The organism is Janthinobacterium sp. P210006, from assembly GCF_036231885.1.
GTDB lineage: Bacteria > Pseudomonadota > Gammaproteobacteria > Burkholderiales > Burkholderiaceae_D > Janthinobacterium > Janthinobacterium violaceinigrum.
In genome coordinates this window covers 1,734,314-1,757,089 of sequence record NZ_JAZARD010000001.1, presented here as the reverse complement: position 1 = coordinate 1,757,089, position 22,776 = coordinate 1,734,314, and the positions used below count along the sequence as shown (strand labels likewise).

At 62.1% G+C, this 22,776-nt stretch carries 24 protein-coding genes; 6 read left to right on the top strand and 18 right to left on the bottom strand.

The window, feature by feature from the left end:
- Positions 1-75: 75 nt before the first annotated feature.
- From VPH41_RS07875 to VPH41_RS07815, 13 genes are all read right to left on the bottom strand, one after another.
- A complete protein-coding gene (locus VPH41_RS07875; RefSeq protein ID WP_152284272.1) occupies positions 76-321 on the bottom strand; it encodes a glutaredoxin family protein in 246 nt (81 codons plus the stop codon).
- A 56-nt stretch (positions 322-377) separates the two neighbouring features.
- A complete protein-coding gene (locus tag VPH41_RS07870) occupies positions 378-1,874 on the bottom strand; it encodes a DegQ family serine endoprotease (RefSeq protein ID WP_152284273.1) in 1,497 nt (498 codons plus the stop codon).
- A 243-nt stretch (positions 1,875-2,117) separates the two neighbouring features.
- Entirely contained in the window at positions 2,118-2,453 is a 336-nt protein-coding gene (locus tag VPH41_RS07865) for a sigma-E factor negative regulatory protein (protein ID WP_328569513.1), read from the bottom strand.
- A gap of 72 nt (positions 2,454-2,525) precedes the next feature.
- Positions 2,526-3,149, bottom strand: a complete 624-nt coding sequence (rpoE, locus tag VPH41_RS07860) for an RNA polymerase sigma factor RpoE (RefSeq protein ID WP_328569512.1) — start codon at positions 3,147-3,149, stop codon at positions 2,526-2,528.
- Positions 3,150-3,215: 66 nt separating this feature from the next.
- Positions 3,216-3,746 (bottom strand): hypothetical protein, encoded by a 531-nt coding sequence (locus VPH41_RS07855; protein WP_328569511.1) that lies wholly within the window; start codon positions 3,744-3,746, stop codon positions 3,216-3,218.
- A gap of 130 nt (positions 3,747-3,876) precedes the next feature.
- On the bottom strand, positions 3,877-5,127 hold the full coding sequence (gene fabF, locus VPH41_RS07850) for a beta-ketoacyl-ACP synthase II (RefSeq protein WP_152284276.1): 1,251 nt from the start codon (positions 5,125-5,127) through the stop codon (positions 3,877-3,879).
- Between the two features lie 29 nt (positions 5,128-5,156).
- The gene (gene acpP, locus VPH41_RS07845; protein WP_152258244.1) at positions 5,157-5,396 is read right to left on the bottom strand and encodes an acyl carrier protein; all 240 of its coding nucleotides are present in this window, start codon (positions 5,394-5,396) and stop codon (positions 5,157-5,159) included.
- A gap of 178 nt (positions 5,397-5,574) precedes the next feature.
- Positions 5,575-6,318, bottom strand: coding sequence for a 3-oxoacyl-ACP reductase FabG (fabG, locus tag VPH41_RS07840; RefSeq protein WP_328569510.1), 744 nt, complete (start codon positions 6,316-6,318; stop codon positions 5,575-5,577).
- 49 nt (positions 6,319-6,367) lie between these two features.
- Complete coding sequence (fabD, locus tag VPH41_RS07835) at positions 6,368-7,309, bottom strand: ACP S-malonyltransferase (protein WP_152284278.1); 942 nt, start codon at positions 7,307-7,309, stop codon at positions 6,368-6,370.
- A gap of 32 nt (positions 7,310-7,341) precedes the next feature.
- On the bottom strand, positions 7,342-8,340 hold the full coding sequence (locus VPH41_RS07830) for a beta-ketoacyl-ACP synthase III (RefSeq protein ID WP_152258246.1): 999 nt from the start codon (positions 8,338-8,340) through the stop codon (positions 7,342-7,344).
- A 15-nt stretch (positions 8,341-8,355) separates the two neighbouring features.
- Positions 8,356-9,423: a phosphate acyltransferase PlsX gene (gene plsX, locus VPH41_RS07825; RefSeq protein WP_328569509.1), complete on the bottom strand. Its 1,068-nt coding sequence runs from the start codon at positions 9,421-9,423 to the stop codon at positions 8,356-8,358.
- Positions 9,424-9,633: 210 nt separating this feature from the next.
- The gene (gene rpmF / locus VPH41_RS07820) at positions 9,634-9,816 is read right to left on the bottom strand and encodes a 50S ribosomal protein L32 (RefSeq protein ID WP_034749653.1); all 183 of its coding nucleotides are present in this window, start codon (positions 9,814-9,816) and stop codon (positions 9,634-9,636) included.
- Between the two features lie 315 nt (positions 9,817-10,131).
- A complete protein-coding gene (locus VPH41_RS07815) occupies positions 10,132-10,629 on the bottom strand; it encodes a YceD family protein (RefSeq protein ID WP_152284295.1) in 498 nt (165 codons plus the stop codon).
- Between the two features lie 223 nt (positions 10,630-10,852).
- Here VPH41_RS07815 and VPH41_RS07810 point away from each other — a divergent pair, with 223 nt between their 5' ends.
- Positions 10,853-11,461 (top strand): Maf-like protein, encoded by a 609-nt coding sequence (locus VPH41_RS07810; protein ID WP_328569508.1) that lies wholly within the window; start codon positions 10,853-10,855, stop codon positions 11,459-11,461.
- A gap of 19 nt (positions 11,462-11,480) precedes the next feature.
- Positions 11,481-12,230 (top strand): SAM-dependent methyltransferase, encoded by a 750-nt coding sequence (locus VPH41_RS07805; protein WP_328569507.1) that lies wholly within the window; start codon positions 11,481-11,483, stop codon positions 12,228-12,230.
- A 76-nt stretch (positions 12,231-12,306) separates the two neighbouring features.
- Here the strand turns inward: VPH41_RS07805 and VPH41_RS07800 are convergent, their stop codons facing one another.
- Positions 12,307-13,224, bottom strand: a complete 918-nt coding sequence (locus VPH41_RS07800; RefSeq protein WP_152284282.1) for a 23S rRNA (adenine(2030)-N(6))-methyltransferase RlmJ — start codon at positions 13,222-13,224, stop codon at positions 12,307-12,309.
- Here VPH41_RS07800 and VPH41_RS07795 point away from each other — a divergent pair.
- Complete coding sequence (locus VPH41_RS07795; RefSeq protein WP_328569634.1) at positions 13,168-13,449, top strand: hypothetical protein; 282 nt, start codon at positions 13,168-13,170, stop codon at positions 13,447-13,449. The two genes, VPH41_RS07800 and VPH41_RS07795, sit on opposite strands and share 57 nt — an antisense overlap.
- Positions 13,450-13,501: 52 nt before the next feature.
- Complete coding sequence (locus tag VPH41_RS07790; RefSeq protein ID WP_328569506.1) at positions 13,502-13,930, top strand: thioredoxin family protein; 429 nt, start codon at positions 13,502-13,504, stop codon at positions 13,928-13,930.
- 6 nt (positions 13,931-13,936) lie between these two features.
- On the opposite strand, the gene VPH41_RS07785 is transcribed toward VPH41_RS07790, so the two are convergent.
- Positions 13,937-16,219 carry a xanthine dehydrogenase family protein molybdopterin-binding subunit gene (locus VPH41_RS07785; RefSeq protein ID WP_328569505.1) on the bottom strand — a complete coding sequence of 761 codons (2,283 nt, stop codon included), beginning with the start codon at positions 16,217-16,219 and terminating at the stop codon, positions 13,937-13,939.
- A 10-nt stretch (positions 16,220-16,229) separates the two neighbouring features.
- Positions 16,230-19,355 carry a bifunctional diguanylate cyclase/phosphodiesterase gene (locus tag VPH41_RS07780; RefSeq protein ID WP_328569504.1) on the bottom strand — a complete coding sequence of 1,042 codons (3,126 nt, stop codon included), beginning with the start codon at positions 19,353-19,355 and terminating at the stop codon, positions 16,230-16,232.
- 261 nt (positions 19,356-19,616) lie between these two features.
- On the opposite strand from VPH41_RS07780, the gene VPH41_RS07775 reads away from it, so the two are divergent.
- Positions 19,617-20,123 (top strand): DUF1993 domain-containing protein, encoded by a 507-nt coding sequence (locus tag VPH41_RS07775; RefSeq protein ID WP_034779265.1) that lies wholly within the window; start codon positions 19,617-19,619, stop codon positions 20,121-20,123.
- A 79-nt stretch (positions 20,124-20,202) separates the two neighbouring features.
- Here the strand turns inward: VPH41_RS07775 and VPH41_RS07770 are convergent, their stop codons facing one another.
- Both VPH41_RS07770 and VPH41_RS07765 read right to left on the bottom strand, forming a co-directional pair.
- On the bottom strand, positions 20,203-20,397 hold the full coding sequence (locus VPH41_RS07770) for a DUF1289 domain-containing protein (protein WP_152258254.1): 195 nt from the start codon (positions 20,395-20,397) through the stop codon (positions 20,203-20,205).
- Between the two features lies 1 nt (position 20,398).
- Positions 20,399-20,971, bottom strand: coding sequence for a DUF1415 domain-containing protein (locus VPH41_RS07765; RefSeq protein ID WP_152258265.1), 573 nt, complete (start codon positions 20,969-20,971; stop codon positions 20,399-20,401).
- A gap of 339 nt (positions 20,972-21,310) precedes the next feature.
- On the opposite strand from VPH41_RS07765, the gene VPH41_RS07760 reads away from it, so the two are divergent.
- Complete coding sequence (locus VPH41_RS07760) at positions 21,311-22,723, top strand: transglycosylase SLT domain-containing protein (RefSeq protein WP_328569503.1); 1,413 nt, start codon at positions 21,311-21,313, stop codon at positions 22,721-22,723.
- The last annotated feature ends 53 nt before the right edge of the window (positions 22,724-22,776 follow it).

The following is a 22,776-nucleotide window of genomic DNA, read 5'->3' as shown; positions in this document are numbered from 1 at the left end:
ACGGGGGCAAGGCGACATTTTCAGCTGTTTTCGGCACCAGAATGGTGCAATGCAGTGTCAATATTGGCATTTAAGCTACGCCAGGCAGCGCCGTACGGCAGCCTCGTCCAGGAAATAGTGGCAGAGCTCGGGCTGCGCCAGGTCGCCAAACAGCACGGGCACCAGTTCGTCGAAACGGGCCAGCAAGGTCGCATCGGCGGAGTCGTCGATATCGATCACCTCCACCGTGAACGGCTTGTCGGGCGGCTGCAGCAGGAGCAAGGCGTCGAGCATGTCCTGGCAAAGGTGGCAATAACTGCGGGAATAGAGGGTGAAGTGCATGAAGAAAGGGGAAAAGGCATCCCGGCCGACGCCGGGATGCAGATGACATCAAAAACTTACTTGGCCGATGGACGCAGCGAAACGAATTGCGCCGTATCGCCACGGCGCACCAGCACGGCCGACGATTTCTTCGGATCGAGCTTGGCCACCAGCGCGTTGAACTGCTTGGCATCTTTGACGGCAACGTTATTCAATTGCAAGATCACGTCGCCAGGCTGCAAGCCGGCCAGGGCCGCCACGCCATCGGCATCGTCGACCAGCACGCCCGCGTCGATCTTCAATTCCTGTTTCTTCGCGGCCGGCACGTCGCTGACCTTCAGGCCCAGCGCATTGACGGCTTGCGCTTCCGGCTCCTTGGCGCCCTTCTTGGCCGTCTTCTCGCCTTCCAGCTCGACCACGGTGACGGGGATGTCCTGCTGCGCCCCCTTGCGCCACACGGTGACGGTGGACTTGCCGTTGACGGCGGCGCCGCCGACCAGGCGCGGCAGGTCGGAGGAACGCTCGATGGCCGCACCGTTGAATTTCAGGATGATGTCGCCCGGCTTGATGCCCGCCTTGTCGGCCGGACCGCCCGGCTCCACCATCGACACTTGCGCGCCCTTGGCATTCGGCAAGCCCAGCGATTCCGCCACGTCCTTGCTCACTTCGCCGATCTGCACGCCGATGCGCCCGCGCACGACCTTGCCCGTCTTTTTCAGCTGCTCGCCCACGCGCATGGCTTCATCGATGGGTACGGCAAACGAGATGCCATTGTAGGCGCCGGACAAGGTGGCGATCTGCGAATTGATGCCGATCACTTCACCGCGCATATTGATCAGCGGACCGCCCGAGTTGCCCGGGTTGACGGCCACGTCGCTCTGGATCAGCGGCAGGTAGTCGCCCGTGTCGCGGGACTTGGCGGAAATGATGCCGGCAGTCACCGTGTTTTCCAGGTTGAATGGCGAACCGATGGCGATCACCCACTCGCCCACGCGTATCTTGTCCGAGTCGCCGATGGTCAGGCGCGGCAGGTTGCCGCCCTCGATCTTCAGCAGCGCCACGTCCGTGCGCGCATCGGCGCCGATCACCTTGGCCTTGAATTCGCGCTTGTCCGTCAGGGTCACATACACCTCGTCGGCGCCATCGACCACGTGGGCATTGCTCAGCACGTAGCCATCGGCCGAGATGATGAAGCCGGAGCCCACGCCACGCTGCACTTCCTGCTCCTGCGGCACGGCGCGACGACCGCCGCGCGGCGCCTGCTGGCGCGGCGTCGGCATGGCGCCGCCAAAGAAGCGGCGCAGGAATTCCTGCATTTCCTGCTCGTCCTGGCTGCCCGCGCCGGCGCCGCCCATCTTCAGGCGCTCGGTGGTGCGGATATTCACCACGGCCGGGCCCACGGCGTCGACCAGGTCGGAAAAATCAGGCAGCTTCACGGCCGCCACGGCGGCCTGCGCCTGTGGCGCCAGGCCCAGCATGGTCGGTGCGAAAAAGACGCCAGCCGTACCGAACAATAAAGCGGAAAGCGTCTTCACTGAAAACGACTTGCTGGCGACACACATGTTTTTTTTCATGGAAAGGATCTTTTCGAGTATATAAACGGATCAAAACACGGATCAGGCGATTGCCTGCGCGCATGATTGGCCGTCATGACGTAGCCTCAGGGGCAAACCCACCTGACGGCGCGCATGGCAAACAATGCAACAATATATCGCAAAAGCAAGATATTGCCTGCGCACAGTGTCAATCGTACCGAAGGCCAGTGTCAAGGGGGCGAGGCGGAGGTTAAGCCTGGCATAAGATGGACAAGGCGCCAGCTAGCGCTGCGCCAGCGGTCCCGCCTCCAGCGGTTCGGCGGCGCCCGGCGGCACGATGCTGGCGGCAAGCGGCGGCAGCGCTGCTGCATGGGCAGCGGACTCTTCGGGCGCCGGCTCCGCGGCCAGGCGGCTGGCCAGGCGCGCATCGAATTGCGCGCCCAGCGCATGGCCGCATTGCTCCGAACGCAGCACGTCGCCGATATGGCGATAGGCATCCCAGGCTTGCCGTCCCGATGGCGTGTCGAGGGCGGCAAACGCCAGTTCGAGTTCGCCCGTCGCCAGCTCGCCATCGGCCAGGGCGGAAATAATCTCGTGCAATCGTGTGTGCGTATCCATGATGGGCCCTGCCATTTCAAGAAGATCGGTGCGGAAACCGGACGCAGCCATGCCAACCTCATACTCTCCAGATTACCAGCGCTTGTCAATCGGCATGTCCAGCAACGGTTTCAATTTCTCCGCAATCACTTCGCGCGCGCGGAAAATACGGCTGCGCACGGTACCGATGGGGCACGCCATGATTTCCGATATCTCTTCATAGCTCAGGCCCTCGATCTCGCGCAGCACGATGGCCGTGCGCAACTCGATGGGCAGCACATCCATGGCTGCATTGACGGTGGCCGCAATCTGCTTGCTGGCCAGCACCGATTCAGGCGTATTGTTGTCGCGCAATTTATTGCCGTCATCGAAGGATTCCGCCTGCTCGGCATCGGCATCGCTGGACGTGGCGGCGCGCCGCCCCTGCGTGACGAGATAATTCTTGGCCGTATTGATGCCGATGCGATACAACCAGGTATAAAAGGCGGCATCGCCGCGAAAATGGCGCAGCGCCCGGTATGCCTTGATAAAGGTTTCCTGCACTACATCTTCGGCCTCCGCCGGATCATGCACGAGGCGCGACACCAGGCGCATCAAGCGGCGCTGATATTTCGATACCAGCACATCGAATGCCCGTTTGTCGCCAGCCTGCACCCGCTCGACCAGTAACTGATCATACTCGCGCTCTGTCCTCACGCCCAATGTCCCTGTTCGCATGCAGCGTGGGCGCCTGTATGGATATAGAGTTGGCCCGCTGCAAGAAGTTCAGTGTTCATCCCACTTTTATTCTTCCCCACTCCGCGCCGCGATGGCCCGGCAAGCCACGGCCAGCGGGCGGAAGGCGGCGCAACTGCTGCCACGCTGCACCAGCACCTGCGTGCGCCGCCCGGCGGCATCAGCCAGGCACAGCACCAGCAACGACGGCCACAAGGTCGAGCCCGGCAACAGACGCTGTCCCGGCCGCACCAGGGACAGCGGCCCGGCCCGCTCCGCCAGTCCGCTGGCGCCCGCCGCCGGCACCCCGCCACGTTCCAGATATACCGCCAGCCGCAGCTGGCCAACTGGCGAAATATCAAGCGCCTGCAGCTTTCTGCGCCAACGCAGCAAAGCCAGCAAAAACACGCCTCCAGCCGCACTCAGCAAGGCACCGCTGCAGCCCAGCGCATAGCCGCCTACCAGTTGGCCAGGCATGGCCGCAGCGCGCCACGCGCCGCTCAAGGGCCAGGCAGCGAACACCGCACCCAGGCCTAGCACCGCTTGCAGCAGGCGCAAACAGACAGGCGAGCGAATGACAGCCGCTACCGCGATCGACATAGGGCAAACTCAATGGGAAAAACATCAGGCGCGCCGGCACCATGCCGGGCAAATTCAGGCGCCAACGAACGTTGGCGCCGAATCAGCGCTCACTACGGTTTGACCGTAGCGAGCGCTTGAAAGTTCCTGCTTATTTCGCTTTACCGAAAATCAGCGTGCCATTCGTTCCGCCGAAGCCGAACGAATTCTTCACTGCATAATCGATCTTCATATCACGCGCCGTGTTGGCACAGAAATCGAGATCGCAAGCGGGATCCTGGTTGAAGATGTTGATGGTCGGTGGCGACACCTGATGGTGCAATGCCAGGACCGTAAACACCGCTTCCAGACCGCCCGCGCCGCCCAGCAAATGGCCCGTCATCGACTTGGTCGAGTTGACGACCAGATTCTTGACATGGTCACCGAAGGTGCGCTTGATACCCATCACTTCCGCCACGTCGCCTTGCGGGGTCGACGTGCCGTGCGCGTTCAGGTACTGGATCTGATCCGCGTTCAAGCCGGCGTTGTTGAGGGCCGCGATCACCGATTTGCTGCCGCCGCTACCATCTTCCAGCGGCGAGGTCATGTGATAAGCATCTGCGCTCATCCCGAAACCATGCACTTCGGCATAGATCTTGGCACCACGGGCCACCGCGTGCTCGTACTCTTCCAGCACCATGACGCCAGCGCCCTCGCCCAGCACGAAACCGTCGCGGTCGGTATCCCACGGACGCGATGCCGTTGCCGGATCGTCGTTGCGGGTCGACAAGGCACGCGCCGAAGCGAAACCGCCCAGGCCCAGTGGCGACACGGTCGATTCAGCACCGCCGGCGATCATGACGTCGGCATCGCCGTACTCGATCATGCGCGCGGCAGCGCCGATGCTGTGCAAACCGGTGGTACACGCCGTAACGATCGCCAGGTTCGGGCCCTTCAGACCATATTTGATCGAAAGGTTGCCAGAGATCATGTTAATGATCGAGGCAGGCACGAAAAATGGCGAGATACGGCGCGGACCGCGCTTTTCGTACTCGGACTTGGTTTCTTCGATCAGCGGCAAGCCGCCGATACCGGAACCGATGATCACGCCGATACGCTCGGCGTTTTCTTCGGTCACTTCCAGGCCGGAGTCCTGGATCGCCTGGATGCCTGCAGCCATGCCGAAATGGATAAAGGTATCCATATGGCGGGCTTCTTTACCGGAGATGTACTCTTCGATATTGAAGCCTTTGACTTCACCGGCAAAATGCGTGGTGAATGGCTGTGCATCAAATTTGGTAATCGTGGCAATGCCAGATTTACCTTCGACGATTGCGCCCCACGCCTCGGCAATAGTATTGCCGACAGGTGAAACGCAGCCCAGGCCGGTTACAACAACACGACGGTTTTTAGAACGGCTCAAGCGATTCTCCTGAAGTCGGTCAGACAGGCTTAGGCCTTGACGTGTGCAGTGGCGTAGTCGATCGCCTGTTGCACGGTGGTGATTTTCTCAGCTTGTTCGTCAGGAATTTCCATTTCGAATTCGTCTTCCAGGGCCATCACCAGCTCCACGGTGTCCAGGGAATCGGCGCCCAGGTCGTCGACGAAGGAGGATCCGATTTTGATGTCTGCTTCTGCAACGCCCAGTTGCTCAGCGACGATTTTCTTAACGCGTTGTTCGATATCCGACATGTTATGGCTCCAAAGTGTGTGTTACGGAAAGTGCGCGCATTTTATCAGGTTTGCGCGTCCGAATACTAATTTCGGTGTCTGCTGCTAATTCGACCGAAGCTGCTGCTAAAAGATGCGATTATAGACAAAAACGGCCGTTGAATCATGCCACAAACGCCCGCCCTGTCTACCTTTCACATCAATTCATGTACATTCCGCCGTTCACGTGCAGGGTCGCGCCCGTGATATACGCCGCTTGCGGCGAGGCCAGAAAGGCCACGGCCGCTGCCACGTCTTCCGGTTTGCCCAGGCGGGACAGGGGAATTTGCGTCAACAGGGCCGCGTGCTGCTCTTCGCTCAACGCCTTGGTCATGTCGGTATCGATGAAGCCCGGGGCGATGCAGTTCACGGTAATGTTGCGGCTGCCGATTTCGCGCGCCAGCGCGCGGCTCATGCCTTCCACGCCGGCCTTGGCCGCCGCGTAGTTCATTTGTCCCGGATTGCCCGACGAGGCCACTACCGAGGTGATATTAATGATACGCCCAGTTTTGGCTTTCATCATGCCGCGCAGTACGGCGCGCGACAGGCGGCCGACGGCCGACAGGTTGGTGGAAATGACGCTGTCCCACTCTTCATCCTTCATGCGCATGGCCAGCTGGTCTTGCGTGATGCCCGCATTGTTAACCAGGATCGACAGGCTGCCGTAGGCTTTCTGCACTTCGTCGACGACGGCCGCGCAGCGCGCCGCATCGGTCACATTCAGGACCAGACCCTTGCCTGCCACGCCTTCGGCGGCCAGGTAATCGGTGATCGCCTGCGCGCCGCTTTCCGAGGTGGCGGTGCCCACCACGGTGGCACCCTGCTTGCCCAGTTCGGTGGCGATGGCACGGCCGATGCCGCGCGAAGCGCCCGTGACCAGCACGACTTGATTTGCTAAATTCATGAGTATCCTTAAGTGCAACCGCGGCAACCAGGCTGCCGCGGTCTGATGTTTATTTGAGCTGCGTCAAAATACGTTCCAGCGAAGCCTGGTCGACGATGGCGTCGCCCACGAGCACGGGATCGATGCGCTTGGCCAGGCCCATCAGGACCTTGCCCGGACCGCATTCGATCACTTGCGTGATGCCGTCGGCAGCGACCTTTTGCATGGTTTCCACCCAGCGCACGGGGCTGGCTGCCTGGCGCACCAGCGCATCCTTGATGCCGGCAACGTCGTTGACGATGGCCACGTCGACGTTATTGATCAGGGCGATCTGCGGCGCCGAGAAAGTCAGGCCGGCCATGTATTCGCGCAAGCGGTCCGATGCGGGTTTGAGCAGCGACGAGTGGAATGGCGCGGAGACGGGCAGCTTCATGGCGCGCTTGGCGCCCTTGGCCTTGGCCAGTTCGCAGGCGCGCTCGACCGCAGCCGTATGGCCGGCGATGACGACTTGCGCTGGCGCATTGAAATTGACGGGCTCGACCACCAGGGCCGGGGCTTCCGCCGCCGCTTCCGCACAGGCGGCGCGCACGTCGTCGTCCGACAAGCCCAGCACGACAGCCATCGTGCCCTGCCCGACGGGCACCGCTTCCTGCATGGCTTGCGCGCGGAAACGCACGAGCGGCACGGCATCCTTGAAGGAAATGACGCCGGCGGCAACCAGCGCCGAATATTCGCCCAGGCTATGGCCGGCGACGACCGTCGGCACGGGGCCGCCCGCTGCCAGCCAGGCGCGGTAGAAGGCCACGGCCGCCGTCAGCATCACGGGTTGCGTGTTGGTGGTCAGGTCCAGCTCTTCCTTCGGACCTTCGGCGATCAGCTTGCCCAGGTCGAATTGCAGGGCATCCGACGCTTCGGCCACCGTCTGCGCAACCACGGGGTTGCCGGCGAAACCGTCGAGCATCGCAATCGCTTGCGAGCCTTGGCCTGGGAAAACAAATGCAAATTGTGTCATGGTGACTCCGTTTTTTTAATAGTATTGCGGGATTACATGCGCGCCAGCACGGCGCCCCAGGTAAAGCCGCCGCCCACGCCTTCCATCATGACGTTGTCGCCCTTCTTGACGCGGCCGTCGCGCACGGCGATGTCGAGCGCCAGCGGAATCGAGGCGGCCGAGGTGTTGCCATGCTGGTCGACGGTGACGACCATCTTGTCCAGCGGCAAGCCGAGTTTCTTGGCCGTGCTGTTCATGATGCGGATGTTCGCCTGGTGCGGGATCAGCCAGTCGATCTGGTCCGAGGTCATGTTGGCATGTTCCAGCGCTTCGTGCGCGACTTTTTCCAGTACGGACACGGCCAGCTTGAACACGGCCGGGCCATCCATGTACAGGAAGGCGCTGCCGTCGAGCGCGCCGCCAGCCAGGCTGCCCGGCACGCTGAGGATGTTCGAGTGGCGGCCGTCCGCGTGCAGCTTGGTGGCCAGGATGCCCGGCTCTTTTGACGCCGTCATGACGATGGCGCCGGCGCCGTCGCCGAACAGCACGCAGGTGCCGCGGTCATCGAAATTGAGGATGCGCGAAAACACTTCGGCGCCGATCACCAGCACGTTCTTGTGCATGCCCGACTGGATGAAGCTGTCGGCCGTGGCCACCGCGTACACGAAACCGCTGCAGACGGCCTGCACGTCGACGGCGGCGCAGTTGTTGGTGATGCCCAGCTTGTTTTGCACGATGCAGGCCGTGCTGGGGAAGCTGCCGAAGAAATCGGGGGTCGAGCTGGCGACGATGATCAGGTCCAGGTCATTGCCGTTCAGGCCAGCCATTTCCAGGGCCTTCCTGGCCGCTTCCACGCCCAGGTCCGAGGAATTCTGCGTCGGCGCCGCGTAATGGCGCGCCGAGATGCCGCTGCGCGACACGATCCATTCATCCGAGGTCTCGATACCCTTGGCGGCGAGCTGTTCGGTCAAATCCTGGTTGGTGACGCGTTTCTCCGGCAGGTAGCTGCCGGTACCGATAATTTTGCTGTAGATTTTGCTAAAAACAGTCATGCAAGTACCCGTCCACTAAATGGTAGAGCTTGTTGATGTAGGTTCGTCCGGTACTGGCGTGCGCGGCATCAGCTCGGCGATCAGGCTGGCCAGGTGTGCTTGCACGTCATTTTTTGCCGCATCAAAGGCGCGGCGCAAGGCCCATTCGAAGGAATAGGCATCGGCGCTGCCATGGCTCTTGAAGACGAGACCACGCAAGCCCAGCAGGCTGGCGCCGTTGTAACGCGAGGGATTCAGGCGGTTGCCGATGGCTTTGAGGGCACCGCGGGCGATCAGCGCGCCCAGCATGGTGATCGGATTGCGCTTGAATTCGGAAGTGAGCACGTCTTTCATGAAGCGCGCCAGGCCCTCGATGGCTTTCAGGGTGACGTTGCCGACAAAGCCGTCGCAGACGACGATATCGGTCGTGCCCTTGAAGATGTCGTTGCCTTCCACGTTGCCGTAGAAGTTCAGCGCGCCACGCTCGTGGTCGGCCTGCAGCAGCTTCGAGGCGAGTTTCACCACTTCATTGCCCTTGATATCTTCCGTGCCCACGTTCAGCAAGCCGATCGTGGGGCGTGCTATGCCTTCCATGGCGGACACGAGCACGGAGCCCATGATGGCGAACTGGTGCAGGTGATGCGGTTCGCAATCGACGTTGGCGCCCAGGTCCAGCATGTAGGTGGGGCCGTTCTTTTGGTTCGGCAAGATGCTGCAGATGGCCGGGCGGTCGACGCCGGACATGGTTTTCAATACATAGCGCGACACGGCCATCAGGGCTGCCGTATTACCGGCGGAAACGGAGGCTTGCGCCACGCCGCTCTTGACCTGTTCGATGGCCACGCGCATGGAGGAATCCTTCTTGCGGCGCAGGGCCACTTCCAGGGGATCGTCCATGGTAACTTGTTCGGAGGCATGCAATACCGACAGGCGCGGATGCGTGTCGGCTTTATGTTTCTTCAGTTCGGCACGGATCACATCTTCCAATCCAACAAGGATCAGTTCAGCTTCAGGCTCATGTTTTACGAAGGAAATTGCTGCGGGGATAGTGACTGAGGGACCGTGATCTCCGCCCATGCAGTCGATAGAAATTTTGATTGTCATTTGTGTTGATTCAATACCGCTGCGGGCGTGCGGCAAGATGTGAATCGGACTGGAGCATATGCAGGGCGCAGCATGTCATGCACAGACCTGGACAGCGTGATTCAAAATGACGGGTGTGCAAGATGAATTGCAGCCGATAAAAAAGAAGAAGCGGCGCCACGCCGAATAACCACGCAACACCGCTTTCATCTTACCCAACAAAAACGTCGATTACTCGTCGTTTTTGGTCTTCAACACTTTACGGCCACGATAGAAGCCGTTAGGGCTGATATGGTGACGCATGTGTGTTTCGCCGGTAACTGGCTCGACGCTCAATTGCGGCGCGACCAGGAAGTCGTGCGAACGGTGCATGCCGCGCTTGGAAGGGGTTTTCTTGTTCTGTTGAACTGCCATGATGACTCCTAATACATAAGTTCTAAAATTTTAGCACAATCGATTAGCAAATACATGCGAATCGAGTATCCCAGCGGCAAAGACTACCCGAAAATAGCCCGGACCGACATCGTTTATTACAATTACATTTCACTACACTTGCCATACTCGATTACTACACGCGTTTGACACGTTCTTTACAGGAAGCATAAAAAACCTACTGCGCCTCCCGCTATCGCCTTGGCGTTGCTCAGCGTACCTTCGTACGCTTGCGCGACTCAAGACGATATCGGGCCGCTCGCTACGGTTTTTTAAAGCTTCCTTTCTTACACTACTTTATTCTGGCTTCAAGTCTTTCAGGGCCGCGAACGGCGACTTCTTTTCAGTCTTGAGAGCATCGAGCTGCGCCGTATCGGGGCAGACGTCGTGTTTGGGTACCTGCGGCAGGGCCAGCAAGGCTTCATCTTCGATCAGGGCCGAGGCATCCATGCTGCGGCTGCCGACGATCACGTCGATCGTTTCATCGTTGATGATTTCTTCGATCTCGTCCGCGTGCTCGTCATCCTTGCCCAGCATCAGAGTGGTCGTCGAATCAATTGCGTAAGCATACGGAGTCAGGCAGCGCTGGCAAACCAGCTGAACGGTGCCGTTGACCGACAAGGTCAGTTGTGGGTAGCCCAGCTTGCTGGTGCCGCCGACGATCTTCCAGGCGATCTCGCCGGAATTATCTGCACAATCCTTGGTCAACCGGGTCATTTCAGCGACAGGAGTTACACCCTCGCGGCTCCCGCTGATACGACAAAAATCAAAGGCGTCGATCACAAAAGCATTCATTGGTAGAAAATTTCCCCGGAAAACCTGCGATAATAACAGGGTTTTTAGCACCGAGTCAAAGACTAAGCATCTTTTTTGACGCAATGATTGCCGCATTCGTGACAAATTCATCAACACCGTCATGCCGCATGGAGCCTCAGTTAGAGGCTCTGCGCCCTGGAATTTGCGTGAAATTCCACTGACATCGACCAGCGCGGCCATGCCGGCCGCCATCCACTACCGAATGATACCAACTTCCGCCCCATTGCGCTTGATTCTTGCATCGAGTTCGACCTACCGCAAGGAACTGCTGGAACGCCTGCGCCTGCCTTTCGAGGTGGCCGTGCCCGATCTCGACGAAAGCCCCCTGCCAGGCGAAAGCCCCAGCGCCACGGCCCTGCGCCTGGCCCAGGCCAAGGCACAGGCCGTGCTCGACCGCTACCCTGGCAGCCTCGTCATCGGCTCCGACCAGGTCGCCACCCTCGATGGCGCGCAGATCGGCAAGCCCGGCAATCACGCCAACGCCCTGCGCCAGCTGCAAACCATGCGCGGGCGCCAGACCGTATTCCACACGGCCCTGTGCCTGCTCGACGGACGCCAGTCGCCCGCCGTGGCGCAGGTGGAAGATATTCAGACCCTCGTCACCGTGCGCGACTTGCCCGATGCCGAGCTGGACGCCTACCTGCGCATCGAGCAACCATACGACTGCGCCGGCAGCGCCAAGAACGAGGGCCTGGGCATCGCCCTGCTCGAACGCATCGCCACCACGGACCCCACCGCCCTCACCGGCTTGCCGCTGATCGCCCTGACGGGCATGCTGCGCAAGGCGGGCGTGGCGTTTTTCACCCTTTAAATTTACCGACAATAAGAATATGACCGGCACCCTGTACCTGATCCCCAACCACCTCGGCCTGTCCGATGGCGCAAGCGACCCGCTGGCCCACATCATTCCAAGCCAAGTGCGGCAGATTACGTCGCAACTCGATTATTTCGTTGCGGAAAACGCCAAGACGGCGCGCGCCTTCCTGAAACTGATCGGCAGCGAGCATCCGCTGGCCAAGCCCTTGCAGGAAATCACCATTTCCGAACTCAACGTCAACACCCCGGCGCAAGCGCTGGCCGGCTTGCTGGCGCCGTTGCTGGCGGGACGCGACGCGGGCCTCGTGTCGGAAGCGGGCGTGCCCGCCGTGGCCGACCCCGGCGCCGACCTGGTGCGCCTGGCGCATCAGCACGGTATCAAGGTGCGTCCGCTGGTGGGCCCGTCGTCGATCCTGCTGGCCGTGATGGCCAGCGGCTTGAACGGCCAGAGCTTCGCCTTCAACGGCTACCTGCCCACGGATGCGGCCCTGCGCGCCAAGCGCATCAAGGAACTGGAAAGCCGTTCGCGCAATGAAAAGCAGACCCAGCTGTTCATCGAAACGCCGTACCGCAACGCCGCCATGCTCGAAGCGCTCGTGGCGCAATGCGCGCCGTCGACCCTGATCTGCGTCGCCACCGACCTGAGCCTGAACACGGAAAGCGTGCAGACGTGGAATGGCGGACAGTGGAAGAAACAGCTGGCCACCGGCAAGGCGCCGGACTTCCACAAGAAACCTACCGTGTTCTTGCTGCTGGGACAGTAATCCCCCATCCATAAAAAAAACGCCACGGGCACAACCCGTGGCGTTTTTTATTACAGCACGACCAGGACAAGTATGATTACACTCTTCTAGTGCCCGTATTCTTCTGTCCACCCTTGCCCGTCTCCAGCACGAACTTGGCGCCATCGTCGCGGCCCAGCACCTTGACCAGGTACGGCATGACTTCGCGCAACATCGGCTCCAGCGTGTACGGCGGGTTCAGGATGAACATGCCGCTGCTGTGCAAGCCGAAACCGTCCGGCGACGGGGTGTTCACCGTCAGGGTCACGTGCAGCCAGTCCGCGCAGGGCAATTGTTTGAGCTTGTCGGCGAACTGGCGCGATTCCATGCGCTGCAGCACCGGGTACCAGACGGCATACATGCCCGACGGGAAGCGCACGAGGGCGTCGGCCAGGGTGTCCTTGACCTTGCGGTAATCCATCTTGTCTTCATACGGCGGGTCGATCAGCACCAGCGCGCGGCGCGACGGGGGCGGCAGCAGGGCTTTCAGGCTCTGAAAACCGTCCGCCTTGGTGATGATGACGCGCTTGCCGCGCACGGTAGGACGCTCGCCCTGGGCCAGCGCATGGGCCTCGACCTTGCGGAAGTTGTCGGCCAGAATCTTCGCATCGGCCGGATGCAGCTCGAACAGGCGCAGACGGTCTTGCTCGCGGCTGACCTTGTCGGCGCAGTACGGCGAACCCGGGTAATAGCGCATCTTGCCGCTCGGATTCATTTCCTTGATTAGCTTCATGTACTCGGCCAGCGAGGCCGGCAGGTCCGTACGGTCCCACAGGGGCGCGATGCCCGTTTCGTACTCGGCATTTTTCGACGCATAACCGCCGTCGAGCGCATACACGCCCGCGCCGGAGTGGGTATCGATATAACTGTAGGCGGTATCTTTTTGATTCAGATATTGCAACAACTGAATCTGCACATAATGTTTCAACACATCGGCGTGATTACCCGCGTGAAAGGCGTGGCGGTAACTCAACATAAGCTGGCTAATTCCATAATAAAAATAAATAAAGGCGGGAGCGCTGACACCGGGCAGGGCATGAAAACAGACTGGAGGGGTCAGGCTGCGGGGCCAGGAAACAGCATGGACCAGCGTAATCAGCGCGCAATTACCAGCATTATCCACCAGAAAGGTGCGTTGCATCAAAAAACACGGATAAACAAGCGCATGCATTCCCGCGACTGGCGTGGCCGGGCGCGGTAGAATACGCGCATCGGGCGCCCCGCGCCCATCGCCCTACTGAATAGATACGACCATGCACAGCCTGACCCTCACGACCGATAACCGCGCCGATGTCGCGGCAGCCCTGGCCGGCCCGCGCTGGACGGTGGCCTGCCTGTGCGCGCTGTGGTGCGGCACCTGCGGCAGCTACCGCGCCACGTTCGAGGAACTGGCCGCGCGCCACCCCGATACCGTCTTCGTCTGGGTCGACATCGAAGACCAGGCCGACGTGGTGGGCGATCTCGACATCGACAACTTCCCCACCCTGCTGATCCAGCACGACGACAATGTCGCCTTCTTCGGCACCGTGCTGCCCGACGGCGGCCTGGCGCACCGCATGGTGCAGGCGCAGCAGGCCCTCAGCGGGGAAGAACTGGCGGCCTTGTCGACCAGCACGCAGGAGCGGCGCGACTGGCAGCGCTACTGCAATCTGCGCCACTTGCTGGCCGCCACCCTGGCCTGAGCGCCGTCAAACCAGGCGCAGCGGCAGGCTGCGCAGCCGTTTCCCCGTCAACAGGAAGACCGCGTTGGCCACGGCCGGCGCAATGGGCGGCGTACCGGGTTCGCCCACGCCTTCGGGGTGTTCCGCGCTGGCGATGATGATGGTTTCCACTTGTGGCGTTTGCCCCATGCGCAGCACGGGGTAGTCGTGGAAATTGCTTTGCTCCACTTTGCCGTCCTTGAACGTGATGTCTCCGCCCAGCGCCGCCGACAGGCCGAACAGCACGGCCGACTCCATCTGCTGGGCAATGATGTTCGGATTGACGGCAATGCCGCAATCGATGGCGCACACCACGCGCTGCACGCGGATGTCGCCGTTTTCCACGGACACTTGCGCCACTTGCGCGACGATGCTGCCGAACGACTGGTGCAGGGCCACGCCATGCGCATGGCCGGGCGGCGCGCTGCCCGCCTTCGCAACGGCCGCATCGAGCACGGCCAGGTGGCGCGGATGCTGCGCCAGCATGGCGCGGCGGAAGGCGACGCCGTCCTGCCCCGCCGCATGCGCCAGTTCATCGATAAAGCTTTCCTTGAAGAATGCATTGTGCGAATGCCCCACGGAGCGCCAATAGCCGACCGGCACGGCACTGTCGGCGATCACATGGGCGATGCGCTGGTTGGCGATCTCATACGGCATGTCGAATTCGCCTTCGGCAGTGGTCTTGTCCGGCCCCGCTCCCGGCAAGCCGAAATTGCGCTGCAAAAACTGGTGCGTGATGGAGGCACTGACGGACTTGTTGTCCCAGGAAGCGATGCGGCCATGCTCGTCGAGGCGCGCCGCAAAGCGGGCCAGCGCGGCGGGACGGTACATATCGTGCCGGGTATCCTGCTCGCGCGTCCACACCAGCTGCACGGGCGCGCCATCGCACTGCAGCGCGATGGCCACGGCTTGTGCCACCATGTCCACTTCCAGGCGGCGGCCGAAACCGCCGCCGAGCAGCAGCACTTCGATCGCCACATCCTGCGCATCGACGCCGGCCACTTTCGCCGCCACGTCGACAGCGATGCCGGGCGCCTGCGTCGATACCCACAGCATCACCTTGCCATCCTTGACTTGCGCGGTGCAGTTGACGGGTTCCATGGTGGCATGCGCGAGAAATGGCGCACGGTATTCGGCCTTGACGCTGCGCAAACCCTGCACGGCCTTGCCTTCCACCTCGCCGCTGGCGTGGTACGCATGGCCCGCTTCGCTGTCGAGCAGGCGTGCAAACTCCGCATACACGCCGGCGCTGGACAGGTTCGCGTGCGGACCGGCCTTCCATTGCGTCGGCAAGGCGGCCGCCGCCTGTTTCGCCCGCCACCAGGTATCGGCCACCACGGCCGCGCACGAGGTGGCCGAGGTGCCGCGCTGGGGCAGGTGCGGCGTCAGGTCCAGCACTTTTTTTACGCCGGGCATGGCGAGGATGGGCGCCGCATCGAACGCGGCCAGGACATCCCCCAGGCGCGGCGGCAGATGCAGGGCCGCGTACAGCATGCCGGGCGGGCGCGCGTCGATGCCGAAACGCGCGCTGCCATCGACTTTCGACGGCGTGTCGCGGCGCGGCGCCGGCTGGCCGATCAGCTTGAAATCCCTGGGGGACTTGAGCACGGGCGTGCCCGGGTCAATGGCGGCGGCGCGCTGCGCCAGGCTGGCGTAGCTGGCGCGCCGCCCGTCCGCGTGAACGACTTCGCCATCCTGCGTACGGCATTGGGCGGCCGGCACTTGCCACTGCGCGGCAGCGGCGCCTACCAGCATGGCGCGCGCGGACGCCCCCGCTTCGCGCATGGGCCCCCAGCCATCCTTCACGCTGGACGAGCCGCCCGTGACGATCACGCCCAGTTCGCGCGCCGCCTTGGCCACCGTCCACTGGGCCAGCGCCTTCAGGCGGCCCTGGTCGTCCGGGTGGAACGGCAGGCCATCCGTGAGCATGGCCACGTTGCCGAAGATCTTATCCATGGGCGCCTGGATCAGCTTGACGCTGCCCAGGGGCACGTCCAGCTCCTCGGCCACCAGCATGGGCAAGGCCGTGTGCACGCCCTGCCCCATTTCGCTGCGCGGCATGGCCAGGACCACCGTGCCATCGGCCTGGATCGCCAGCCAGCCATTCAAGGCCACGGCGCCATCCTGGAGCGGCAGCGGCGTGCTGCCCTGCAGGCGCTGGCGCGGCGGCAACACGCCCCAGCCCAGCACCAGGGCACCCACGCCAGCCACGCCAAGGCCCAGGCCGCCAAGCAGGAAACGGCGGCGCGACGGGGAGGATTCTGTGGCCATGGTGAGTCCTTTACAGTGGTGAGTGGTCGATCCAGCGCTCCAGCATATCCTGCGCCAGCACCGGACGGCTATAAAAATACCCTTGCGCCAGCTTGCAGCCATGGCGCAGCAGGAAGGCGGCCTGTTCTTCCGTCTCCACGCCTTCGGCAATCACGGACAATTGCATGCTCTTGCCCAGCTGGATGATGGCAATCGCAATCGCCTCGTCGTTCACGTCCGTCGAGATATCCTTGATGAAGGAGCGGTCGATCTTCAGCGTTTGCACGGGCAGCTGCTTCAAGTAGGCCAGCGAGGAATAGCCGGTGCCGAAGTCGTCGATGGCCAGGCCCACGCCGATGGCGTGCAAATCGTTGATGAAACCGAGCGCGTCGCCCGTGTTCATGATCACCGATTCCGTCACTTCCAGCTGCAGGCGCTGCGGCTCGAGGCCCGTTTCCTTCAGGATGTCGGCCACCATGCCGGCGATGCTGCCCCGTTCGAACTGTTTCACCGACAGGTTGACGGCCATCTTCGGCACGCGCAAGCCCTGCGCCTGCCAGCGCATCATCTGGCGGCAGGCTTCGTCGAGCACCCATTTGCCCAGCTGGTTGATGAAACCGCTGTCCTCGGCCAGCGGGATGAAGCGGGCCGGCGGCACCAGGCCCAGTTCCGGGTGGTTCCAGCGCACCAGCGCCTCGACGCCCACCAGGCGGCCCGTGTCGATTTCCACCTGCGGCTGGTAATTGAGGAACATCTCGTTCTTTTCCAGCGAGCGGCGCAAAAAGGTTTCCAGGCGCAGCCGTTCGACGCCCTCGCCCGTCATCGACGGCGCATAGAAGCGGTAGCCGTTGCGCCCGCGCGCCTTGGCCTGGTACATGGCCACGTCGGCGTTACGGATCAACATGTTCAAGTCCAGCGCATCGTCCGGGAACAGGCTGATGCCCACGCTGCAGGTGACGAACAATTCGTGGTCGGCCACCGTGAACGGCTGGTCGAACATGGTCATCAGCTTTTCCGCCACCTGCGTCGCGCCGTACTCGCCGTCCACGCGTTCGAGCAGCACGATGAATTCGTCGCCGCCCAGGCGCGCCAGGGTGTCGCCTTCGCGCAGGCGCGCAGCCAGCTGGCCGGCCACCTTTTGCAGCAGTTCGTCGCCCACGTGGTGGCCCAGGGTGTCGTTGACGTTCTTGAAGCGGTCCAGGTCGATGAACAGCACGGCCAGCTGCTCCTGGTCGCGCGCGGCGCGCAGCAGCGCGTGCTGCAGGCGGTCGTGGAACAGCAGGCGGTTCGGCAGCGCCGTCAGCGGGTCGTGGTGCGCCATGTGGTCGAGCTTTTCCTGCGACTCCTTGATCAAGGTGATGTCGCTGAACACGCCCACGTAATGCGTGGTGCCGGCGCGCGCGTCGCGCACGGCGCTGATGGTCAGCCATTCCAGATACAGTTCGCCGTTCTTGCGCTGGTGCCAGATCTCGCCGCGCCAGAAACCCGTGGCCGTCAGCTCATCCCACATGGCCTGGTAGAACGCCGCATCGTGGCGCGTCGAGCGGGTCAGCGAGGAGTGCCGGCCCAGCGCCTCCGCTTCGCTGTAGCCCGTGATCTGCGTGAACGCGGGATTGACGGTGACGATGATGCCCTCGGCGTCGACCACCATCACCCCATCGGCAATGTGTTCGAGCACGGTGGCCGACAGGCGCAGCTTTTCCTCCGCCTCCTTGCGCGCCGTGATGTCGGCATACACCCAGATGCTGCCTTCGTTGGGACGCAGCGGATCGAGCGCGCAGCCGCTGACCAGCGCCCAGAACAGGCTGCCGTCGCGGCGCTTGTACTGGCGCTCCTCGCTGAAATCGCCGCCCGTGGCCAGCGCCGGATACTGGCGCTCGCCCGCCTCCTCGAAGTCATACGAGGTCATGAAGACGATGGAAGTGGAACTGCCCGTCATCTCGGCATGGCCGTAGCCGAACAGCTCTTCGCAGCGGCGATTGACGGAAATGATGCGGCGGTGGCGCACGAACATCACGCCGAACATCACGTTGTCGAGGATCGCGCTCTGCTCCGTCAGCAGCGCTTCGATGCGCATCTCGTGGTGCTTGCGCTGGCTGATGTCGGCAATGATGCCGTCGACCCAGGTGACGCCATGCTCGCCCGCCTGCGGCTGGCCATTCTCGGCCACCCAGCGCTCGATGCCGAATGCGTCGATGATGCGGTATTCCAGCGCATACGGCTGCACTTCCAGCACCGCCTGCTTGACGGCGCGGCGGTGCGCGCGGCGGTCTTCCGGGCAGATCAGGTCGGCCCAGGCGTGCGTGGTGCCGCGCATGAACTGGCGTGCCGAATAGCCGGCGATCTCCTCGATCGCATCGCTGACGAAATCGATGGGGCCGTCGGGCCGGTAGCGGAACACGGCGCCCGGCACCTGCGTGACGATGGTGCGGAAACGCTCTTCGCGCTGGCCCACGTCCTCGAACAGCTGGCGGATGGCTGCGCGCATTTGCTCGAGCTGGGCCGTCAGGCGCCCCAGTTCGTCATTGCTGTGCGAGGCCAGGGGCGTATCGAAATCGCCGTGCGACAGGCGGTCGGAAAAGCGCGTCAGGCGGCGCAGGGGCTTGAGCAGGCGGCGGTTCAGGAACAGCACGATCAGCGCCATCGACACGGCCAGCTGCGCACCGAGCACGAAAATATAGGACATCTGCTTTTCGCGCAGCTCCTGCTGGCTGCGCGCATCGTCCATCTCGACGACGACGTGGCCGATGCGTTCGCCCCGCACGAGGATGTCGCGCTCGGCGCGGTACAGATTGCCCACGGGGCGCTGCGGCGCCCGCAGGCTGATGAATTCCGTGTCGCCCTGCCCCAGCACCTTCACCAGCAGCAGGGAGCGGTCGCGCATCACCGACTCGACCAGCGAATGGGCCGATTCCGCATTCATGTTCCACAGCGATTCCTGCATGCCCAGGGCCAGGATGTCGGCATTGCGCTGCAAGGCCTCGTTCAGGCTGGTGCGCGCCGACTGGCGTTCATGCACGCCGACCAGCAGATAGCTGCCGAAGATGGCGGGAACGACGAGGCCGCCAAATACCACCAGCAGCAAGGCGCCATAGATCGACGAGCCATACAGCACACGCAGGCTGGCGCGCAGGCGCTGATAGGGCGAATTAAACATGCGGCAACAGGGCAACAGGGATCAGGCGGGCGATCATCGAACTTTACAGGGGAATCCGGGTGATAAGGCGGGAAGAAACTTTTTCAGGAGCAATTATGCATGGAAAAAGCGGGAAAAGTCACCAATAAACACGTGCCGGCAGCGACCTCATGTCATATAGACAGGGCTGAAAAACCACACGCGGGCCGGCGCGCCAGGCCAGCGCCAGCAGAAAAGCGCGCAGCTTGCTATCATCGCGCCACTTTACCTAGAGGAACCACCATGACCTTCTCCATCTACTCCGCATCGATCCCCGTCTTCAAACAGATCCTGGGCAGCCTGGCCGCCATCCTGGACAAGGCGGAAACGCACGCGCAAGACAAGAAAATCGACCCGAACGCCCTGCTGCAATTCCGCCTGTTCCCGGACATGCTGCCGTTCGTGCGCCAGATCCAGATCGCCACCGACTTCGCCAAGGGCTGCGGCGCACGCCTGGCCGGCGTGGCCGTGCCGCCGTACGAAGACAGCGAACAGAGCTTTGCTGAACTGAAGGCGCGCATCGTGAAAACCATCGCCTTCCTGGAAAGCCTGCCGCAAGCGGACATCGACGGCAGCGAAACGCGCGCCATCACCACGGGCAGCGGCGAGAAGACCAAGCACTTCACGGGCCAGACCTATCTGTTCCACTACGCGCTGCCGCACTTCTTCTTCCACGCGACGACGGCGTACGACATCCTGCGCCACAACGGCATCGAAGTGGGCAAGAAGGATTTCATTGGTAGTTATTAATCGTTAGCGCTGAAATATGGGATCAGACCCGTCGGGTCTGATCCCAGCATTTGCCGTTGGGTTCGGCAACACAAACACGTCAAGTATTCCTGCGTGGATACCCCTGCGCCAGGATGCGCACCCACACCACTTCCTTTTCCTCGTCCGTCATCGACACCCAGTGGGCCACTTCCACCACGGTGCGGCCGCAGCCGCGGCAGATTTCATCGAAAGTCGTCGAGCACACGGCCACGCAGGGCGTATCGGGGCGCAGCGGCAGTTCCTTGTCCGCCATCTCAGCCGACCTTCGCCAGGCCGAGCTTTTCCCAGCCCTCGATGCCCAGTTTTTCCAGGGTGGCGATATTCTTGTCGAAAATCTCGGACGCTTCCGGGAATGCCTCGACGGCGCGCTCGATGCTGTCTTCGCGCAGCAGGTGCAGGGTCGGGTACGGCGAGCGGTTGGTATAGTTGCTGATGTCGTCCTCGAACGTCTCGGCAAACTGGTAGTTCGGGTGGAAACTGGCCACCTGCAGTTCGCCCGCCAGGTGCATGTCTTCCACGGCCGCATCGGCCACATCGAGAAACTCGTTGTAGTCGAGGAAATCGTTGAGGGTGTACGGGTGGATCAGCAAGGTCGTGTCGATCTGCTCGGGGTCCGTGTCGGCCAGGGTTTGCAGCTCGTCCATCAGCATCGCCAGCAAATCTTCGGGATTGCTCGATTCGCACACCACATAGCGGATCTGCTTCTTGACGTGCACGGCCTTGGCGAACGGGCACAGGTTCAGGCCGATCACGGCCTTTTCCAGCCAGGCAACGGTATTGGCAATGATGACGGCGTTGTCGTCGTCGTGGCGCGGCGGGGTGTTCATATACTTAACTCTCTATCAATATGGCGGCCGGCAGCCGAATGGCCGGCCAAAGCCAAATTGTACGCACTCTTTGCGCAGTCTCATACTCGACGGCTGCCAGGCTTGCGCCAGCCTCTTCCCCATGTATGCTATAACAGCGGCCGAATCACGCATTGGGCAAATTAAATTTGTAATAATGACAGCATTTGCGAATGGAAACTCAGCCGTTTCCCACTTATTGCCGCTTATTTCCTGTCATCATGCTGACATAATTCTTGACTCCTGCATGTGGATATACGTACACTCGCAGCTTGATCATGGGTCTGTCCGATGTTTCTCCGACGACAACAATGGAACACTATGCACGAAAACTCCTTTAAATCTACCGTCCTGGCGGCGTTGGCCCTGGCGCTTGCGCCCGCCCTCAGCCAGGCGTACGAAGCCGGTGTTGAGAGCGATAACGCGCCAGTCGCCGCCGCCGCACCAGCCCTGATCCCGATGACCGCCCAGGTCACGGCGAAACTCCCCACCCTCGACAACCGCCTGCAAAAGACCGACCGCCTGCTGAAAAACCTCAGCGACAATTCCGATCCGCTGCGCGAAGCCGACGTCTGGGGCCGCATCCGCAGCGGCTATGCGATTCCCGACATTAACAACCAGCTGGTGGCCAACCACGTCAACTGGTACGCCACCCGCCCCGACTACATCGCCCGCACGACGGCGCGCGCTTCGCGCTACATCTTCCACGTGGTGCAGGAACTGGAAAAGCGCGGCATGCCGACGGAACTGGCCTTGCTGCCGTTCATCGAGTCCGCCTTCAACCCGCAAGCGTTCTCCAGCGCCAATGCGGCCGGCATGTGGCAATTCGTGCCCGCCACCGGGCGCGATTTCAACCTCAAGCAAAACATGTTCAAGGACGAGCGCCGCGGCGTGCTGGCCTCGACCGATGCGGCCCTGACGTATCTGCAGCGCCTGTATGACATGTTTGGCGACTGGCAACTGGCGCTGGCCGCCTACAACTGGGGCGAAGGCTCGGTGCAGCGCGCCATCAAGAAAAACCAGGCGCTGGGCAAGCCCACCGATTTCGAAAGCCTGGCCGACCTGATGCCGGCCGAAACGCGCAACTACGTGCCCAAGCTGCAAGCGGTGAAAAACATCATCGCCAATCCGGCCCAGTTCGGCCTGACCCTGCCCGTGGTCGACAACCAGCCCTACTTCACGGCCATCGACAAGACCAGCGACATCGACATCACCGTCGCCGCCCAGCTGGCCGAACTGTCGATGGATGAATTCAAGGCCTTGAATCCGCAATTTAACCGCCCCGTCATCATCGGCGGCGAAAAGACCAAGATTCTGTTGCCACAGGAAAACGCCGCCAAGTTCACCACCAACCTGGCGCAGTGGGGCCATGCCTTGTCGAGCTGGACCACGCACAAGATCACCAATGCGCGCGAACGCATCGAAACCCTGGCGTCGAAATTCGGCACCACGGCCGATGTGCTGCGCCAGGCCAACAACATTCCCCAGCGCACGCGCCTGCGCGCCGGCTCCACCATTCTCGTGCCGAAAACCTCGGCCACGATGAACAACGATATCACCCAGGAAATCGCCGACAGCGCCACCATGCTGCTGGAAGCGGACCGCCCGGAACGGGCCGCCAAGGCCGTGCGCCGCGTCGCCAAGGGCGGCAAGGTGCAGGCTGCACCGATTTCCCTGGTGAAACCGCGGATCCAGCGCGGCGGCGGCGGAAATCGCGCAAAAGCCCGTCACTGATCGCCTGCTCTGCATTGACGCACCTCACCGGCCGCCACAGCTTTGCTGTCGCG

Excerpts from the sequence above, each read along its gene's own strand:
- VPH41_RS07875 (WP_152284272.1), bottom strand. The coding sequence starts at position 321 with ATGCACTTCACCCTCTATTCCCGCAGTTATTGCCACCTTTGCCAGGAC.
- VPH41_RS07870 (WP_152284273.1), bottom strand. The coding sequence starts at position 1,874 with ATGAAAAAAAACATGTGTGTCGCCAGCAAGTCGTTTTCAGTGAAGACG.
- VPH41_RS07865 (WP_328569513.1), bottom strand. The coding sequence starts at position 2,453 with ATGGATACGCACACACGATTGCACGAGATTATTTCCGCCCTGGCCGAT.
- rpoE (WP_328569512.1), bottom strand. The coding sequence starts at position 3,149 with ATGCGAACAGGGACATTGGGCGTGAGGACAGAGCGCGAGTATGATCAG.
- VPH41_RS07855 (WP_328569511.1), bottom strand. The coding sequence starts at position 3,746 with ATGTCGATCGCGGTAGCGGCTGTCATTCGCTCGCCTGTCTGTTTGCGC.
- acpP (WP_152258244.1), bottom strand. The coding sequence starts at position 5,396 with ATGTCGGATATCGAACAACGCGTTAAGAAAATCGTCGCTGAGCAACTG.
- fabG (WP_328569510.1), bottom strand. The coding sequence starts at position 6,318 with ATGAATTTAGCAAATCAAGTCGTGCTGGTCACGGGCGCTTCGCGCGGC.
- fabD (WP_152284278.1), bottom strand. The coding sequence starts at position 7,309 with ATGACACAATTTGCATTTGTTTTCCCAGGCCAAGGCTCGCAAGCGATT.
- VPH41_RS07830 (WP_152258246.1), bottom strand. The coding sequence starts at position 8,340 with ATGACTGTTTTTAGCAAAATCTACAGCAAAATTATCGGTACCGGCAGC.
- plsX (WP_328569509.1), bottom strand. The coding sequence starts at position 9,423 with ATGACAATCAAAATTTCTATCGACTGCATGGGCGGAGATCACGGTCCC.
- rpmF (WP_034749653.1), bottom strand. The coding sequence starts at position 9,816 with ATGGCAGTTCAACAGAACAAGAAAACCCCTTCCAAGCGCGGCATGCAC.
- VPH41_RS07815 (WP_152284295.1), bottom strand. The coding sequence starts at position 10,629 with ATGAATGCTTTTGTGATCGACGCCTTTGATTTTTGTCGTATCAGCGGG.
- VPH41_RS07810 (WP_328569508.1), top strand. The coding sequence starts at position 10,853 with ATGATACCAACTTCCGCCCCATTGCGCTTGATTCTTGCATCGAGTTCG.
- VPH41_RS07805 (WP_328569507.1), top strand. The coding sequence starts at position 11,481 with ATGACCGGCACCCTGTACCTGATCCCCAACCACCTCGGCCTGTCCGAT.
- VPH41_RS07795 (WP_328569634.1), top strand. The coding sequence starts at position 13,168 with ATGTTTCAACACATCGGCGTGATTACCCGCGTGAAAGGCGTGGCGGTA.
- VPH41_RS07800 (WP_152284282.1), bottom strand. The coding sequence starts at position 13,224 with ATGTTGAGTTACCGCCACGCCTTTCACGCGGGTAATCACGCCGATGTG.
- VPH41_RS07790 (WP_328569506.1), top strand. The coding sequence starts at position 13,502 with ATGCACAGCCTGACCCTCACGACCGATAACCGCGCCGATGTCGCGGCA.
- VPH41_RS07785 (WP_328569505.1), bottom strand. The coding sequence starts at position 16,219 with ATGGCCACAGAATCCTCCCCGTCGCGCCGCCGTTTCCTGCTTGGCGGC.
- VPH41_RS07780 (WP_328569504.1), bottom strand. The coding sequence starts at position 19,355 with ATGTTTAATTCGCCCTATCAGCGCCTGCGCGCCAGCCTGCGTGTGCTG.
- VPH41_RS07775 (WP_034779265.1), top strand. The coding sequence starts at position 19,617 with ATGACCTTCTCCATCTACTCCGCATCGATCCCCGTCTTCAAACAGATC.
- VPH41_RS07770 (WP_152258254.1), bottom strand. The coding sequence starts at position 20,397 with ATGGCGGACAAGGAACTGCCGCTGCGCCCCGATACGCCCTGCGTGGCC.
- VPH41_RS07765 (WP_152258265.1), bottom strand. The coding sequence starts at position 20,971 with ATGAACACCCCGCCGCGCCACGACGACGACAACGCCGTCATCATTGCC.
- VPH41_RS07760 (WP_328569503.1), top strand. The coding sequence starts at position 21,311 with ATGCACGAAAACTCCTTTAAATCTACCGTCCTGGCGGCGTTGGCCCTG.